General features: G+C 72.9%; 11 protein-coding genes, 1 pseudogene and 1 riboswitch. Of the genes and pseudogenes, 9 read left to right on the forward strand and 3 right to left on the reverse strand.

Annotated elements, in window-relative coordinates; all coding sequences use genetic code 11:
• Nucleotides 1-17 precede the first annotated feature (17 nt).
• Nucleotides 18-5,507 carry a hypothetical protein gene (locus J2S42_RS33965; protein ID WP_307245863.1) on the reverse strand — a complete coding sequence of 1,830 codons (5,490 nt, stop codon included), beginning with the start codon at nucleotides 5,505-5,507 and terminating at the stop codon, nucleotides 18-20.
• Between the two features lie 93 nt (nucleotides 5,508-5,600).
• Between J2S42_RS33965 and J2S42_RS33970 the strand changes: the two genes are divergently transcribed.
• Nucleotides 5,601-7,172, forward strand: coding sequence for a glycoside hydrolase family 13 protein (locus J2S42_RS33970; RefSeq protein WP_307245865.1), 1,572 nt, complete (start codon nucleotides 5,601-5,603; stop codon nucleotides 7,170-7,172).
• Between the two features lies 1 nt (nucleotide 7,173).
• On the opposite strand, the gene J2S42_RS33975 is transcribed toward J2S42_RS33970, so the two are convergent.
• Nucleotides 7,174-7,641 carry a PPOX class F420-dependent oxidoreductase gene (locus J2S42_RS33975; RefSeq protein ID WP_307245867.1) on the reverse strand — a complete coding sequence of 156 codons (468 nt, stop codon included), beginning with the start codon at nucleotides 7,639-7,641 and terminating at the stop codon, nucleotides 7,174-7,176.
• Between the two features lie 89 nt (nucleotides 7,642-7,730).
• Here J2S42_RS33975 and rpe point away from each other — a divergent pair, with 89 nt between their 5' ends.
• The 8 genes and pseudogenes from rpe to J2S42_RS34015 all read left to right on the forward strand — a co-directional run bounded on the left by rpe (nucleotide 7,731) and on the right by J2S42_RS34015 (nucleotide 15,683).
• Nucleotides 7,731-8,396, forward strand: coding sequence for a ribulose-phosphate 3-epimerase (rpe, locus tag J2S42_RS33980; RefSeq protein ID WP_307245869.1), 666 nt, complete (start codon nucleotides 7,731-7,733; stop codon nucleotides 8,394-8,396).
• Nucleotides 8,393-9,376, forward strand: coding sequence for a GGDEF domain-containing response regulator (locus J2S42_RS33985; protein ID WP_307245871.1), 984 nt, complete (start codon nucleotides 8,393-8,395; stop codon nucleotides 9,374-9,376). Before rpe ends, J2S42_RS33985 begins: the two co-directional genes overlap by 4 nt.
• A gap of 116 nt (nucleotides 9,377-9,492) precedes the next feature.
• A complete protein-coding gene (locus tag J2S42_RS33990) occupies nucleotides 9,493-9,699 on the forward strand; it encodes a hypothetical protein (protein WP_307245873.1) in 207 nt (68 codons plus the stop codon).
• 1,469 nt (nucleotides 9,700-11,168) lie between these two features.
• Nucleotides 11,169-11,350, forward strand: a riboswitch (FMN riboswitch).
• 121 nt (nucleotides 11,351-11,471) lie between these two features.
• Nucleotides 11,472-12,527 (forward strand): annotated as a pseudogene (gene ribD / locus J2S42_RS33995) (bifunctional diaminohydroxyphosphoribosylaminopyrimidine deaminase/5-amino-6-(5-phosphoribosylamino)uracil reductase RibD); the annotation flags it as partial.
• A gap of 167 nt (nucleotides 12,528-12,694) precedes the next feature.
• Nucleotides 12,695-13,291, forward strand: coding sequence for a riboflavin synthase (locus tag J2S42_RS34000; RefSeq protein ID WP_307245875.1), 597 nt, complete (start codon nucleotides 12,695-12,697; stop codon nucleotides 13,289-13,291).
• Nucleotides 13,288-14,526: a bifunctional 3,4-dihydroxy-2-butanone-4-phosphate synthase/GTP cyclohydrolase II gene (locus J2S42_RS34005; protein WP_307245877.1), complete on the forward strand. Its 1,239-nt coding sequence runs from the start codon at nucleotides 13,288-13,290 to the stop codon at nucleotides 14,524-14,526. Before J2S42_RS34000 ends, J2S42_RS34005 begins: the two co-directional genes overlap by 4 nt.
• A gap of 19 nt (nucleotides 14,527-14,545) precedes the next feature.
• On the forward strand, nucleotides 14,546-15,022 hold the full coding sequence (gene ribH / locus J2S42_RS34010; protein WP_307245878.1) for a 6,7-dimethyl-8-ribityllumazine synthase: 477 nt from the start codon (nucleotides 14,546-14,548) through the stop codon (nucleotides 15,020-15,022).
• Nucleotides 15,023-15,116: 94 nt separating this feature from the next.
• Nucleotides 15,117-15,683 (forward strand): DUF4232 domain-containing protein, encoded by a 567-nt coding sequence (locus J2S42_RS34015; protein ID WP_307245880.1) that lies wholly within the window; start codon nucleotides 15,117-15,119, stop codon nucleotides 15,681-15,683.
• 52 nt (nucleotides 15,684-15,735) lie between these two features.
• Here J2S42_RS34015 and J2S42_RS34020 read toward each other — a convergent pair whose 3' ends face one another.
• The gene (locus J2S42_RS34020; protein ID WP_307249186.1) at nucleotides 15,736-16,458 is read right to left on the reverse strand and encodes an esterase-like activity of phytase family protein; all 723 of its coding nucleotides are present in this window, start codon (nucleotides 16,456-16,458) and stop codon (nucleotides 15,736-15,738) included.
• Nucleotides 16,459-16,590: the final 132 nt, after the last annotated feature.

A 16,590-nucleotide genomic window follows, 5' to 3' on the forward strand; every position in this document is an offset into this window, starting at 1 on the left:
CCCGGCCGCCGTGCGGGTCAGCAGTTGGCCAGCAGGTCGGTGGCGAGGCGGAGGAGGCCGGCACGCCGGGTCGCGGCCGGGTCGCCGGTGGCCAGCCATCGCGCGGCGTGGTCGTCGAAGCGGCCGATCCAGGCCGTGCGGTCGACCGGGTCGACGCAGTCCGCGTAGGAACCGTCCGTGCCGCGGGTGACCCGGCCGATCCGTTCCATGATCGCCATCAGCTCCGGGTGCGTCATCGGGTTCTCGCCGAGCAGCGGCTCGGGCAGGTCCCGCAGCGCCAGGAACACCTCGACGACCGCGATGCCGGCCCGGTCCGGCGCGGTGACCGCGGTCGCCCGCATCAGCGCCAGCATCTGGTCACCGGTCAGCTCACCGGCCAGCAGCAGCTGGAACAGCAGTCCGTCCCAGGCGTACCGCTCGCGCCGGCCGCCGGTCACGGCCAGGTAGTCGTAGACGGCCGTGACCGGCGCACCGGCGGCCGGCCGGTACGCGGGCTCGACCGTCAGGATCGAGGTCGCCGACGGCCGCAGCCGCGCCGCGCCCGGTTCCGGCAGCCCACCGGCCCGGCGGGCCAGGTCCAGCGCGACCAGGTACGCGGCCAGTTCCGCGTCCTCCGGGTCCGCCGCGGTCAGGCGCGCCAGCACGTCCGCCGTCTCCGGCGTGTGCAGCGCCGGCGCGTGCGCGCGATGGTGCGCCTCGGCCTCGGCCGGGCCGTCGGCCAGCAGCCACCCGGTGAGCGCGTCCGGCAGCGGGCCGGTCGCGCCGGGCAGCGCGGCGACCGGCCGGAAGGCGTCCGCGGTCAGCGCGGGGGTGCGGGCGAGCGGCGTGCCGTCCGGGCCGCGGAGCCGCCACACCGTCGGGTCGAAGCCGGACGTCTCCTGGGTCAGCGAGAGCATCGGCCGCCGTGCACGCGTCTCGTCGAGCCGTTTCCGGCCGGTCGCGGTCGTCTCCGGCGCCACCACCAGCGGGATCAGGCCGACCCGCGCGTACCGGCGGAGGAGCGTGTCCAGCCGGCCGATCACGGACTCCACCACCTCGGGCGTGCCCGCCAGACCCACCGCGACGATCGGGCGGCCGGCCAGGTGACCGTGCGCGCGGACACTGTCGGGCACACCGGTGGCGCCCTTGAAGTCGCCGAGCACCCGTACCGGCGGCGCGGCCACGGTCGACCCGGGGGCCGGCGTATCGGCGGCCGGTGCCGCCGATGGTGTCCCCGTGGGCGAGCGGACCGCCGGCGGCACGGTGGCCGGCCGGAGGGCCGGCGCCGGGAACGTCTCCGTGGTGAGCCGGTCGGTCGCCGTGAGCGTGGCCGACTCCGGCGCCGTCGCGCCCGCGCGCCGGGTCTCCACCATGACGTGCCGCAGCGCGCCGTCCGCGTCCGTGACCAGCCGCACCGGCCCGTGCAACGCCGCCGGCAGCCGTACCGGGTCGGCCTCGATCAGCGCGGACAGCGGCACCGGGGTGAACCGCGCGTCACCGTCCCCAGCCGGGTCGGCCAGCACGAACCGGGTGGGCGTGGCCCGCTGGACCAGCAGTATGCGGTCCCCGGCCCGGACCGGTGTCACGCTGCCCACCGGCAGCGCGGTCAGCCGCCCCGCGCCGCCCGGCGCACCGAACCAGCCGCCCAGCCGGGCCGCGACCGCGTCCGGGCCGCGCAGCCCGTCCGCGTCGGTGGTGCGCAGCGTCCGGCCGAGCAGCGGCAGCAGCCGTGCCACGTCCGGTGTGGACAGCACGTCCACGGCCGCGCGCACCCGCCGCTCGGCCGGGGTCGGCGCGGGCGGCGGCACCGCCGGCCAGGCGCCGTCCGGAAACCGGCGCGTGCCGAGCAGCGTGTCCAGCCGCAGCAGCAGGTCGGCGACCGGGTGGTCGCGGTCCGGGACCAGCTCGGCGATCAGCTCCATCGCCTTGTCGGCCGCCAGCGCGAGGTCGCGGAACCGCCCGCGCAGCTCGGGCTCGGCCAGCCCGGCGAAGTCCGCGCGCAGCCCGGCCAGCCCGTGGGCCGCGGCGGACCAGGCGGTCGCGGCGTCCGCGGAGCCGCGGACCAGCCGCCGTACCGGTGGATCGGCGCTCCTCATGGCGCGCAGCGCCGGGTGGAGCGTGGCGAGCAGCTCGTCCTTACCGGGTGCCAGCACCGCGGCCGGTGCCGGTGGCGCGGCGTCGTAGCGGATCCCGGCGACCCGGTAGACGTGCAGGTCGCGCATCCGGTCGGCGGAGTACAGCGCGGTGTACTCCGCGCTGACCCGGGCGACGAAACCGTCCGCGAAATCGCCGTCGACCGCATACAGCGCGAACCGGGTGCCGATGTTCTTCGCGTACAGCAGCGCGGCGAACTGCTCCGCGGTCAGCCACGCCTCGGCGGTCCGGCCGTCACGCTGCACCGGCACCCGGACCAGATGGCCGATCGGCCTGGCCACCACCAGGTACGACGAGGAGCGCTCCAGCTCCTCCTCGGCCCGCCACCGGGACCACCGCTTGCGGGACAGCAGCGCCAGCACCGGCCGGCGGGACCCGCGGCGGCGCCCGGACTCGTGCTGCATGATCGGCCGCGCGCCGTCCAGCCGCCCGGACGTGCCGACCTCCCGTACCACCTGCACCGGCTGGTCCCAGACGCCGTTCCGCTTCTCCCACAGCGTGCCGCCCGGATCGTAGAAGACCTTGCCGTGCCAGGGCGTCAGCGTGCCGTGCGCGGCGCTGAGCCGGGCCGCCACGTCGCGGGCCGCGCCGTTCGCCGCGGTCCACGCGCGGGCCTCGTCCGCGATCCGTTCCGCGACCCGGGAGACGTCCAGCGAGTGCCGGAGGTACTCGTCCGTGCCGTCCAGCGTGGCCAGACTCTCGGCCGGCTGGTACGCGTTCCGGTCCGGCAGGTGCAGGCGCAGCTCGAACGGGATCCGCTTGGGCTGCCCGGGCGCCGGACCGAGGACGTCGACCTTCGTCATCCCGCCGACGATGTCCTCGAGGGGGACCAGCCGGTCCGGGTCGCCGAGCAGCGCGCCGCGCAGCACGTGCTTGTACCGGGGTGCGCGGGACGTGCCGAAGGTCAGCGGCATGCGTTTCTCGGTCCACCGCTCACCGCGCCGGGCCAGGCCGGGCAGCCGGCGGGCCAGCGTCCGGTCCAGGTCGCGGACCAGGTCGTCGAAGTTCCGGGTGAGGAAGTCCTTGACGTCGTCGGGCAGGTACTCGCTGATGTCGTCCAGGTCGTACCGGCTCAGCGCGAGCGTGCCGTTCTTGTACAGTCCGACCTTCTCCAGCCGGCTGGCGTACGCCTTCGTCATCAGGTGCGTGAGCACCACGTGCAGCACGCCGCGCAGCTCGTGCGCCTCGCTGCCGTGCATCAGCTCGGCGACGTCGCGCGCGTCCAGCGGTCCGTCGACGAGCTGCCGGAGGAACAGCCGGGCGACGCTCGCGGCGTGCTCGGCGACCACCTCGTCGACCCGGACGATGTCGTCGTAGTACACGTCACGGCCGCGGACCCACTGCCGCCGCAACGAGTGCAGCGCCGGTATGCCGGCCAGCGACACGTCCACGGTCGAGTGGTAGAGGTTGCCGGGCGCGGTGTGCTCCGGGTGGAACAGCGCCTGATCGCGCGCGGCCGCCGGCAGGTCCTCCGGCTCGACCTCGACGAGTTCGTCGCGGATCAGCCGCGCGGCCGCACGTTCGTGCCGGGGCAGGCCGGCGGCCCACCGGTCGAGGTACTCCGCCATCGCGGGCGTCAGGCTGAGCGTGTCCCGCAGCGTGTATCCGTGCCGGCCCATGTTCTGCAGCCAGCGGATCATCACCTTGGCGCGGGTGTGCAACGCCTCCGCGCTGATGACGTCGGCCGGTTCGCCGGGCAGCGCCGTGCCGACGTACGTGACGACCTCGATGATCCGCCATTCCTCGACCCGCTTGATCCTGCCCTCCGCCGCCTCGGCCTGCTGCTCGGAGCTGTACCAGCGGCCGGACCGGCCCAGCGCGGCCACCTTCTTGTCGCCCTTGAGCATCAGCCCGATGGCCGGCAGGTCGACGAACGTCAGGTTCTCGAACGAGTGCGTGAACGCCGGTGCCGGCTTCTTGAGGCCCAGCTCCCGGGCCTGGCCGATCCGGACCATCGGCTCGAACTCCGCGCCGAGGCCCTCCGGGTCCGGCCGGCCGATGGCCGGGTCGATCAGCGCGGCCGTCCCGCGGTCCACCGGAGCCGGTGCCGGCGCGGAGACGGTACGCCGCCCGTCCACCTCGGTCTGCCGCAGGTGCCCCGCGCCGTCCTGCACCAGCCGCAGCGTGCCGGTCAGCGCACCGGGCAGCACCGGGTCGCGCAGCGTGAACGGCCGGAGCCCGGCCTCGCCGTCGAGCTGCGTCTCCAGCAGCGTGAACTGGCCGTCGCCGCGGTGGTGGACCAGCACCATGTGCGCGGCCCGGCCGGGATCGAGACGGCCGTCGGCGAGCGGGGCCGGCTGCACCCAGACCGGCGCGACCGTGCCCGGGCTCAGCCCGGCCAGCAGCGCGGGCCCGCTCTCCGGCCCGAAGAAGCCGCCCAGCCGTGCGGCCAGCACCTCGCGCGGGCGCAGCCCGTCCGTGCCGGACGCATAGGTCAGGCCGCCCAGGGCGCCGAGGACGCGCGCGACCCGGTCCACACAGTCGGGTTCGCCGTCCCACGGTCCCAGCGCGTGCAGCGCGGCGCGCAACGGTGGCAGGTCGTCCGGTGGCCCGAACCGGGTGACCGTGGTGCCCGGCGCCCGCAGCAGGCCCGGGGACGCCGGTGCGACCCCGTCCGCGGACACCGCGAACAGCGTGCCGTCGTCGCTCGTGAACACCCAGGTCAGCTTCTCACCGGTGACGCCGGACGCGTGCACCAGCGCCGGGGAGCCGGGCAGCGCGACCGTGCCGCCGCCGGCGAACGCGCGGTGCACCTCGGCGAGCGTCGGTGGCGTCACGCGACCGGGGTCCCAGGCGTGCGGGCGCCCGGTCAGGATCATGCCGGCCGCCATCAGGTACGCGGGCGAGCGGGACGGTGGCAGCGCGTGGATTCGGTCGGCCGGGTGGCGGGTGAGGTCGCGGGCCAGGTCCGCGGCCGTGCGCAGCAGCTCGCGTGCGTCCGCGTCGGCGCGCGGCAGCACCCGCACCGCGACCGGGGCGTCCGCGTTCTCCCGGCCGGCCGCGTCGACCGGCACCACGCGCGGCGAGAGGAGCATTCCCGGCCGGTACGGTGCGTACGCCTGCGCGCCGGTCGCGTCCGTCGCGGCCAGCCAGTCGTCCGTACCGATCAGGCTGCCGTCCGGTCCGGTGAGCACCACGCCGGCCGGCATCCCGTCCAGCGCGTTCCGCACCGCGTGCAGCGCGCCCGGCCGGTGCAGCGCGGTCTCCGGGACGACGATCGCGCCACCGTCCGCCGGGCGGGCCGCGTTCATCGCCCTGGCCAGCGCGAGCAGGTCGACCGGGTCGGCCATCGTGCCCGGGTGGAAGTACGCGCCACCGGGAATCGGCACGAACCTGCCGTCCCGGCAGATCTCGGACAGGGAAAACGTGGCCACGGTCACTCCTCGGTGCGTCGTGGCCCTGATAACGGGACACCGGTGCCTTCGGTTCAACCAGCATTGACGGCCACCGGATGAGATGATCGGCGGATGACGGAGGGCGGCCCGTGGTGGCGCGACGCGGTGATCTACCAGGTGTATCCGCGCAGCTTCACGGACTCCGACGGCGACGGCGTCGGTGACCTGCCCGGCGTGCTCTCCCGCCTGCCGTACCTGGCCGGGCTGGGCGTGGACGCGATCTGGCTGAACCCGTTCTACCCGTCCCCGCAGGCCGACGCCGGCTACGACGTCGCCGACTACCGCGACGTGGACCCGCTGTTCGGCACGCTGCAGGACGCGGACGCGCTGATCGCCGGCACGCACGCGGCCGGCCTCCGGATCATCGTGGACATCGTCCCGAACCACACCTCGTCGGCGCACGCCTGGTTCCGCGCCGCGCTCGCCGGTGACCGGGCCGCCCGCGCCCGCTACCTCTTCCGGCCCGGCCGCGGCGACGCGCCGCCGAACGGGTGGCGGTCCGTGTTCGGCGGCCCGGCCTGGACCCGGGTCGAGGACGGCAGCTGGTACCTGCACCTGTTCGACGCCGCGCAGCCGGACCTGGACTGGACGAACCCGGAGGTGGTCGCGGAGTTCGAGGACGTCCTGCGATTCTGGCTGGACCGGGGCGTGGACGGGTTCCGCATCGACGTCGCGCACGGCCTGCGCAAGGACCCGGCGCTCCCGGAACTGCCGGACACGCTGGACCCGGACGTGCCGGTGCACATCGCACAGCCGGGGCACCCGTTCTGGGACCGGGACGAGGTGCACGACATCTGGCGTGGCTGGCGGCGGATCGTGGACGCGTACCCGGGCGACCGGACCATGGTCGCGGAGGCGTGGGTGCTCGACTTCGCCCGCCTCGGCCGGTATCTCGCGCCGGACGAACTGCACACCGCGTTCAACTTCGCGTTCCTGGTCGCGCCGTGGGACGCGGCCGCGTTCCGGACCGCGATCGACGACACGCTGGCCGGTCTCGCACCGGCCGGCGCGCCCGCGACCTGGGTGCTCTCCAACCACGACGTGGTCCGGCACGCGACCCGCTACGGCGGCGGCGCGACCGGTCAGGCCCGCGCGCGGGCGGCCGCGCTGCTGATGCTGGCGCTGCCCGGCGGCGTCTACCTCTATCAGGGCGAGGAGCTGGGCCTGGAGGAGGTGCTCGACATCCCGGACGCGCTGCGCCAGGACCCGAACTTCATCCGGACGAACGGCGCCGAGCGCGGCCGGGACGGCTGCCGGGTGCCGATCCCGTGGTCCGGTGCGGAGCCGCCGTTCGGCTTCTCCCCGGATCGTTCCACCGGTACGCCGTGGCTGCCGCAGCCGCCGTCCTGGGCCGAGTGCACCGTGGAGGCGCAGCAGTCCGACCCGGACTCGATGCTCACGCTCTACCGGGCCGCGCTGGAGATCCGTCGCGAGCGGCTGGGCGAGGGCGGCCTGGAGTGGCTGTCCGAGCCGGGCGATCCGGTGCTCTGCTTCCGGCGTACCCCCGGTGATCTGATCTGCGTGGTGAACATGGGTGCCGAACCGGCGGAGGCCGACCCGCGCGCGACCCCGTTGCTCACCAGCGCGCCGATCGGCGCCGGCAGGATGCTGCCGGCCGGCGCCGCGGCGTGGTTCGCGGACTGACTCAGCTGCCGGCGAGCCGGGCCGGGAAGCCGCCGGTCGCGATCGGGCCCCAGGCGTCGATCGTGACCCGGATCAGCGACTTGCCCTGGGCGACCATGGCCGCGCGGTACTCGTCCCAGTCCGGGTGCTCACCGGAGATGCAGCGGAAGTAGTCGACCAGCGGCTCCAGCGCGTCCGGCAGGTCCAGCACCTCGGCCGTACCGTCGACCTGCACCCACGCGCCGTTGAACTCGTCCGACAGCACGCACACCGACACCAGCGGGTTCTTCCGGACATTGTTGGATTTCGCGCGCTCCGGATAGGTGGAGATCACGATCCGGCCCTCGGTGTCGACGCCCATGGTCACCGGCGACGCCTGCGGGCGGCCGTCGATGCGCGTGGTCATCAGGACGCCGTGGTGACGCGGCCGGACGAAGTCGAGCAACGCGTCCCGGCCGACCCGGGTGTTCGTGGCGATCGTGCGTGCCATGACAGATCATTTCCCCTCGGTACGTGGCTTCGCCGCAACCCTATGCGGCACTGGTGATCGAAAAGCCCGGCGATCGGTAGACTTGTCCCGTGGACGCGCCGTCGATCGTCATCGCCCCGAGCATCCTGGCCGCCGACTTCGCCCGCCTCGCCGATGCGGCGCGCGCGGTCGAGGGGGAGGCTGACTGGCTGCACGTCGACGTGATGGACAACCACTTCGTGCCGAACCTGACGATCGGGCTGCCGGTCGTGCAGAGCCTCCGCAAGGCCACGCCGATCCCGTTCGACGTGCACCTCATGATCGAGGACCCGGAGCGCTGGGCGCCCGGCTACGCCGAGGCCGGGGCGTACAACGTGACCTTCCACGCCGAGGCCACGGACGACCCGGTCGCGCTGGCGAAGACGTTGCGCGCGGCCGGGTCCAAGGCCGGTCTGGCGATCGACCGGGACACCGACGTCACGCCGTACCTCGATCTGCTCCCGCATTTCGACACGCTGCTGGTCATGACGATCAAGGCGGGCTTCGGCGGCCAGAAGTTCTTACCGGAGACCCTCGACAAGGTCCGCGCGGTCCGGCGCCGGATCGAGGCCGGCCACCTGGAGGTCCGCCTCGAGGTCGACGGCGGCATCGCCGCCGACACCATCGAGGCCGCGGCCGAGGCCGGTGCGGACGCGTTCGTGGCCGGCACCGCGATCTACGGCGCCGCCGACCCGGCCGAGGCCATCCGCAAGCTGCGGGCACTGGGCTCAGCATGAGCAGCAGCGAACGCGACGAGTTCGGGCCGGAGCCCGGCCGCGACCTGATACTCGTGGTCGACGACGACAAGGACATAGCGCACTTCGTGGCGCTCAACCTGAAACTCGACGGCTTCGACGTGGTCGTGGCGAACGACGGCAAGCAGGCGCTGGAGGAGATCGACAAACAGCGGCCGTCGCTGGCCGTCCTCGACCTGATGATGCCGGAGATCGACGGCCTGGAACTGACCCGCCGGCTGCGGGCGAACCCGATCACCTCGACGCTGCCGATCATCATGCTGACGGCGAAGAGCATGACCATCGACAAGGTGAACGGTCTCAAGGCCGGCGCCGACGACTACATGGTCAAGCCGTTCGACACGTCCGAGCTGGTGGCCCGGGTCCGCAACACGCTGAACCGGAACCAGGAGTCACGCGAGGTCTCGCCGCTGACCGGGTTGCCGGGTAATTCCCGCGTGAAACGGGAGATCAGCGACCGGATGCGTAGTGGCGTGGATTATGCGGTCGGCTATATTGATATTGACCGCTTCAAGGCGGTCAATGACGTGTATGGCTTCGACCGTGGTGATGCGTTCATTCAGGCGTTGGCGCGCAGTTTGCATCGTGCGGTGGTCCAGGTAGGGTTGCCGCCGGTTTTTCTCGGTCATATCGGTGGGGACGACTTCATTTTTATCTGCCATCCGGAACAGATTCGGCCGCTCACTCAGGCGATGGTTGTCGATTTCGAGCGGGCGGCGGATGAGCTTTATGATCCGGAGCATGCGCGGCGGGGGTATATCGAGGTCCCGGACCGGCGGGGCGGTAAGCAGCGTGCGGCGCTGGTGACGCTGTCGATCGGCGTCGCGACGACGGGGGAGGGGCGGCGCTTCGACGACCCTCGGATCGTGATGGCGATCGCGTCGGACATGAAGAAGACGGCGAAGAACCAGCCGGGGTCTTATGTGGCGATCGATAAACGGGGGAACGTCCAGGGCGCGTAGCGGCCGGCGTCTGGTGGGCGAGGTGTTGTAGCGGGCGTCCCGTTTTGCTGTGCACCTCCTGTTTCGCGGTGTGCTGCTTGTGCGGCTGCTGTCGCGCGGTGCGCTCCTGTTCCGCGGTGGGGCTCCTGTTCTTCGGTTCGCTGCTGTTCTGTGGTGGGCTCCCGCTCTGCGGTGCGCTGCTGTTCTGTGGTGGGCTCCTGTTCCGCGGTGGGCTCCCGCTCTGCGGTGCGCGGCTGCTCTGCGGGCGGCTTCCGTTCCGCGGTGCGCTGCTGCTGCGCGGTTCCTGTTCCGTGGTGGGGATCGCTGCTGGTGGCGGGTGTTAATCGGGCGCTGCGCGCCCGATATTTCGTCATATTGGTTGCGTCTGTGGGTGCGGTGGCGTGGGGGTTGCGTTGTAGGGCGGTGCCTCCGGCGGGTCTCGGGACTCCGGTGCATGGCGGGGCTTCCAGCCAGCGCGGGGTCCGTGGGGCCGGCTGTTTTTTCGTGGGTGGTGTGGGTTGCGTCTGTGGGCCGGGATGCTCCGTCTGCCGTCGCCCAGGCGAAGCCGAGCAGATCTTCGGCAGGGCCGCCAGCTTTGGTCTGGGTCGGCAGGGTCGTCGCTGCGCGCCGTCCGTGCCTTGGCTGCGGTGTCGTCGTGTGTGGCGGCCCTGCCGAAGATCTGCACCCCAAGGGTGGTCGACGGCAGACGGTGCATCCCGGCAGCGCCGGTTTTGTGCTGGCGCACGAAAGCGAAAAGCGACACGGTTGCCATTCCGGAGGTGGTCTTTAACCGAGGCGGGAAGGTCTCGTATTGCGGATGGTGCACGATCGCATGTAGGCCGGGAGTCGTATTCGGGGCGGCATTGATCGATGTTCTGTGAAAAGCTCTACCTATGCGTCAGATGCAGCTGTTCACATCGTCGGAATTGGCGGTGATGCGGGATCGGACCGCGTCGCGGAACTATTCTGCCGCGCGGGACGAGTTTCGCCGTAAACATGAGCGGCGTCGTTTCTGGGGAAAGCGCCGGGGTCATATAGCGCGGTTGCGCCGCGAGTGTGGCTACTCCTATGTCGATGCCGTGGCGGCCGTCGACGGCGTGCGCCGTGGGCCTAGCTCTGACCGTGACCGGCCTACTGCGCGCCCGGCGCCGCCGAGTGGCGGTTCGTCCGACGTGCGGCCGGTGCCGTCGCGCGACGGTTCGTCCGATGTCCGCTCGGCGCCGCCGAGTGGCGGTTCGTCAGCCACGCGGCCGGTGCCGCCAAGCAGCGGTTCGTCCGACCTGCGGCCGGTGTCGTCGTGTGATCGTTCGCCTGCTGCGCGCCCGGTGCCGCGGAGTGGCGGTTCGTCCGACGTGCGGCCGGTGCCGCTGGGTGGCGGTTCGTCGGCCACGCGGCCGGGGCCGTCGCGTGACGGTTCGGCCTCTGCGCCAGCGGCGCTTCCGCGCGACCATCCGCCCGCCGTGCGGCAGGTCCCCACGCGGAACCCCTCGCCCACCGTGCCGGAGACGCCGCCGTGTGACCCTGTGCCCGCCGTGCGGCGGATGACCGTGGGAAGCGGTGACAGCAGCAGCCGCTCCACGGCACGGACCGCACCGCAGCGGGGCAGGGGGGTGTCACCGCACCCGGGCCCAGGCCCAGGCGCCATGGGCGCCGAGCGGTGGCCGGATGCGCCGCTGGTGGTGATCGCGCGGTGGGCCGGAGCTGGCGGTCGGCGGTGTGTTCCGGCGGCAGGGAGGCGCGTGGCGGCTGTGACGTCGATCCCCCGGTGGCAGACGTTCGCGCGGGAACGTGTCAGACTCAGGGGTAGCCCACCACGCGCTGGCGGGACTCGGTGAAATTCCGAACCGGCGGTGATCCGCTCCACCCGGAGCGGTCAGCCCGCGACCCGGACGTGTGCACGATGCGCGGCCGGTGGACCTGGTGCGATTCCGGGGCCGACGGTTGACCACGCCCGCAACGGCGGCGGTCAGACAGTCCGGATGGGAGACAGCGCGCGGACGATCGATGCTGCCCTGACCAGGGGCCGCGTCGTGGGGTGCGGCTTGCCGTACCCTCCCGTCCCCGTGAATGTCCTCTTGCTGCGCGTGACATGACCGCGAGCGAGGGGAGAGGCCGCATGGCTAGCCGGGCCGAGGACGAGGCGATGCGGCATGCGATCGCGCTCGCCGCGTTCGGTCTCGGGACCACCAGCCCCAACCCGGTGATGGGCTGCGTCATCCTGGACGCGCAGGAGCGGGTGGTCGGCGAGGGCTTCCACGCGTACGCCGGTGGTCCGCACGCGGAGATCGTGGCGCTGGCGCACGCGGGTGAGCGGGCCAAGAACGGCACGGCCGTGGTGACGCTGGAGTCCTGCGACAGCGTGGGGCGGACCGGGCCGTGCACCCGCGCGCTCATCCAGGCCGGCATCCGCCGCGTGGTGATCGCGGTCTCCGATCCGAATCCGCTGGCCGGCCACGGTGCCGCCACGCTGCGCGACGCGGGGATCGAGGTCGAGCAGGGGGTACGGGAGGAGGAGGCCGCGGCTGGGAACGTGGCCTGGCTGACCGCGGTGCGCCGGGGCTGGCCGTACGTGACCTGGCGGGTCGCCTCCACGCTGGACGGCCGGACCGCCGCGGTGGACAACTCCTCCGAGTGGATCACGTCGGAGGCCGCGCGGATAGACGTGCACCAGCTCCGCGGCGAGGCCGACGCGATCATCATCGGCGTCGGCACCGTGCTGGCCGACAACCCGCGGCTGACCGTCCGCAACGTCCGCGACGGCAGCCTGGCGATCCGCCAGTCGCTGCGCGTGGTGGTGGACGGCGACGGCGAGACCCCGGACGACGCACGCGTCCGCGACGGGCTGGCCGACACCTGGATCGCGACCGCGGCCGAGGTCGGCACCGGGCCGGACGGGCTGGTCGACCTGCGCGCGCTGCTGCGCGGCCTGTACCGGCGCGGGGTGCGTGCGGCGCTGCTGGAGGGCGGCCCGACGCTGGCCGCCGGTTTCCTCTCCGCCGGGCTGGTCGACCGGGTGATCGGCTACATGGCGCCGAAGCTGCTCGGCGCGGGCCGCCCGTCGCTGTCCGGCAAGGAACTGAGCAACGGCGTCGGCGTCGGCATCCTGCGTGAGCCGATCGACCTGGAGTTCACCGAGATCACGCTGGTCGGGCCGGACATCCGGTACACGGCGGTGCCGCGGTACCCGGCCCGCCCGTCGGAGCCGAGCCTCACCGCCCGGCTGACGCCGCAGGTACCGAAGAAGGCCGACATCTCGGCGGAGGAGCGCGCCAGCTCGGACATCATGCGCGGCGTGCCGATCCGTGGCGGGTCCACCAAGGAGAAGGGGGAAGACTGACGATGTTCACCGGCATCGTGGAAGAACTCGGCGAGGTCGTCGACCTGGTCCCGACCGGCGAGGACTCCGCCCTGTTGACCGTACGCGGGCCGCTGGTCAGCGAGGACGCGAGGCACGGCGACTCCATCTCGGTCAACGGCGTCTGTCTCACCGTGGTCGAGTTCGGCGACGGCGTCTTCACCGCGGACGTGATGGGCGAGACGCTGCGCCGCTCCAGCCTGGGCAGCCTGGTCAAGGGCCACCCGGTCAACCTGGAACGCGCCGCGCAGCTCGGCAGCCGGCTCGGCGGTCACCTGGTGCAGGGGCACGTCGACGGCGTCGGCCGGATCGAGAACCGGGAACCGGCCGCGCAGTGGGAGACGGTCACGTTCAGCCTCCCGGCGGAACTCGGGCGGTACGTCGTGGAGAAGGGCTCGATCACCATCGACGGTGTCTCGCTCACCGTGACCGGCGTGACCGGGACGTCGTTCTCGGTCGGACTGATCCCCACCACGCTGAAGTTGACCACACTCGGGCACAAGCAGATCGGCGATCCCGTGAACCTGGAGGTCGACGTGATCGCAAAATATGTCGAGAAGATGCTGAGGGATCCGCGATGACCAGTGGCTTTGGCACGGTGGAGGCGGCGGTGGCGGCGATCGCCGAGGGCCGCCCGGTCATCGTGGTGGACGACGAGGACCGGGAGAACGAGGGCGACCTGATCTTCGCGGCGGAGAAGGCGACGCCGGAACTGGTCGCGTTCATGCGCCGCTGGACGTCCGGCTACATCTGCGCGCCGCTCACCGAGGCGGACGCGGACCGGCTGGAACTCCCCCCGATGTACCACACCAACCAGGACCGGCGGGGCACCGCGTACACCGTGACGGTGGACGCCCGCGAGGGCGTCACCACCGGCATCTCGGCCGCGGACCGCGCGCACACGCTGCGGTTGCTGGCCAGCCCGTCGACCAGCCCGACCGACCTGTCCCGGCCCGGTCACGTGGTGCCGCTGCGCGCGCGTCCCGGTGGCGTGCTGCGCCGGCCCGGCCACACCGAGGCCGCGATCGACCTGGCCGAGCTGGCCGGTCTGCGCCCGGCCGGGGTGCTCTGCGAGATGGTCAACGACGACGGCACCATGATGCGTCTGCCGGAGCTGGAGGCGTTCGCGACCGAGCACGGGCTGGTGCTGATCAGCATCGCCGAGCTGATCGCGTACCGGCGGCGGCACGAGAAGCAGGTCGAGCGGGTCGCGGAGGCACGGATCCCGACGCCGCACGGCGTGTTCCGGGCGTTCGGCTACCGGGTCGCGTTCGACAGCGCGGAACACGTGGCGATGGTCTACGGCGAGATCGGCGACGGGCAGGACGTGCTGGTCCGGGTGCACTCCGAGTGCCTGACCGGCGACGTGTTCGGCTCGCAGCGCTGCGACTGCGGCCCGCAGCTGGACGCGTCGTTCGCCCGGGTCGCGAAGGAGGGCCGCGGCGTGGTGCTCTACGTGCGCGGCCACGAGGGCCGGGGTATCGGGCTGCTGCACAAGCTCCAGGCGTACCAGCTGCAGGATCGGGGACTGGACACGGTCGACGCGAACCTGGAGCTCGGTCTGCCGGCGGACGCCCGGGACTACGGCACCGGCGCGCAGATCCTCTACGACCTGGGCGTGCGCACCATGACGCTGCTGACCAACAACCCGGCGAAGCGGGCCGGGCTGGAGGGGTACGGCCTGCAGATCATCGGGCGCGAGGGCCTGCCGGTCCGCCCGCACCCGGAGAACGTCCGCTACCTGCGCACCAAGCGCGACCGGATGGGCCACACCTACGACGAGGCGGACGAGCAGGTCCTCAACGGACTCGCCTGAGACTGAGGAGAACGTACACATGGCTGGATTCGGAGACCCGCAGCTGAGCACGGTCGAGGCGGGTGGCCTGAAGCTCGGCATCGTCGCCTCGCGCTGGCACCACGAGCTGGTCGACCACATGGTCACCCGGGCCGAGGCGGCGGCGCAGGCGTGCGGCGTGGCCGACGTCATCGTCTCCCGGGTCGCCGGCTCGGTCGAGATCCCGGTGGTCGCGCAGGCACTCGCCGAGGTCTGCGACGCGGTGGTCGCGCTCGGCGTCGTCATCCGCGGCGAGACCTCCCACTACGAGTACGTCTGCGACTCGGTCACCAGCGGCCTGACCCGGGTCGCGCTGGACGCCCGGACCCCGGTCGGGCAGGGCGTGCTCACCGTCGAGTCGCTCGGCCAGGCCCGCGACCGGGCCGGACTGGAGGACTCGATCGAGGACAAGGGCTGGGCCTCCACGGTCGCCGCGCTCGGCGCCGCGCTCGCGATCCGCGACATCCAGAAGGCGTGACGGCCGCGCCACCGTACCCCCGGATGGTTCGGTAACGGTTCTGTTCATCGGTTTTGCGAGCTTCGCCCGCGGGGACACACAGACCATGAGGACCTTGCGGGTACGCGTGGCGGTGGTCTCCGCGGTGGCACTGGCGTTGCCGCTGTCCGGGTGCGGTGCCGGTGGCGGAGAGGCCGCGGCGGCCGGATCGGAGCCGGCCGCGGCGGCGCCGGAGGTGTCGGCCGCCACCGCGGCACCGAATCCGTCCGAGCCGGGCCGGTGCCACACCCCGGACCTGACCGTGACGATCAACGAGACACCGGGCGGCGGCGCGGCCGGCCACCACGGCGAGACCCTGACGTTCACGAACGTGTCCGCGCAGGCGTGCACGCTCGAGGGCTATCCCGGCGTGTCGTTCGTGACCGGCGACGAGGGCGACCAGGTCGGCGCGGAGTTCGCGCGCGAGGGCGACCCGAAGAAGATCACACTGAAGCCGGGCGACTCGGCCCGCAGCGACCTGCTGCTGCCCGACCCGGGCGCGGCCAAGTGCAAGGCGACCGAGACGCGCGGCTTCCGGATCTACCCGCCGGACGAGACCGCGGCCATCTTCGTCAGCTCACCGCAGCAGGCCTGCGCGGAGAAGGACAAGGGCGTCGCCAAGGTTCACCCGCTCGCCACGTGACCCGCCGCGGGATGCCGGCACCGCCGCGCGGGCGCCGGCATCCCGTACCCGGTCAGCGGCCCCGGACCCGCAGCAGGTGGAACTGGGTGAAGCCGGTGAAGTTGTCGTCCGCGGCCAGCACCAGCGAACGGTCGCCGTTCGGCAGGCGCGGGCCCCAGGTGATGCCCTCGACGTTGTCGACCTGCGTGCCGGCCGCGGTCAGGTCCAGCAGCAGCCGCGTCGGCATCACCCGCTCCCGGCCGGTCAGCGCGTCCCGCACGGCCGCGTTCGTGGCGCCGCGGGTGGTGGTCCAGAACACCTGGATCGTAAAGCCGACGCCGCCGGCGAAGCTCCGCTCGACCGCCAGGAAATCGGTGTCGTTCAGCGCGAGCAGCTCGGTCAGGCCGCGGTCCGCGTACGGGTTCGCCGGGTCGGTGGGCGCGGCCGTGATCGGGTCGGTGCGGTAGACGTACTCCGCGCGGGTGCGGCCGGACGACCGGTCCAGCACCAGCACGCGCGCGCCGGTGCCCGCGTCCAGCGTGGCGATCGGGCCGTCCTGGGCCAGTGCGGCCTCGGTCGCGGCGACGATCGAGCGGCCGTCCGCGGACCGGGTCAGCGACTCGAACGCCAGGTTGTTCCGCACACCCCGGCCGTCGGCCGGCCGGTACGCGTCCGGCAGCCGGTAGTCGCGGCGGAACGCGCCGTCCGCGGACGCCTCCCGGATCGTCGGCGCGAGACCGGCCGACGCGGCGCCCTCACTGGTCCAGAGCACACGGTCGCGCCCTGCCAGCCGGATCGACTATGCCCGGCCGCTCCGTCGACCCGCACGGACCGGCCGCCCACACCCCCGGCAACGGCGACCCCTGGATCGACACCTGGCTCTACACCAACCCCATCTTCGTCGACGTCCGCTGACTCACCGGTCGCG

Origin of the sequence: Catenuloplanes indicus (genome assembly GCF_030813715.1) — a bacterium.
Lineage (GTDB): Bacteria > Actinomycetota > Actinomycetes > Mycobacteriales > Micromonosporaceae > Catenuloplanes > Catenuloplanes indicus.

Bases quoted from the DNA above. Each gene is read 5' to 3' on its own strand.
- J2S42_RS33975 (WP_307245867.1), bottom strand. From the start codon at position 7,641: ATGGCACGCACGATCGCCACGAACACCCGGGTCGGCCGGGACGCGTTG.
- ribH (WP_307245878.1), top strand. From the start codon at position 14,546: ATGGCTGGATTCGGAGACCCGCAGCTGAGCACGGTCGAGGCGGGTGGC.
- J2S42_RS33985 (WP_307245871.1), top strand. From the start codon at position 8,393: ATGAGCAGCAGCGAACGCGACGAGTTCGGGCCGGAGCCCGGCCGCGAC.
- J2S42_RS34005 (WP_307245877.1), top strand. From the start codon at position 13,288: ATGACCAGTGGCTTTGGCACGGTGGAGGCGGCGGTGGCGGCGATCGCC.
- J2S42_RS34000 (WP_307245875.1), top strand. From the start codon at position 12,695: ATGTTCACCGGCATCGTGGAAGAACTCGGCGAGGTCGTCGACCTGGTC.
- J2S42_RS33970 (WP_307245865.1), top strand. From the start codon at position 5,601: ATGACGGAGGGCGGCCCGTGGTGGCGCGACGCGGTGATCTACCAGGTG.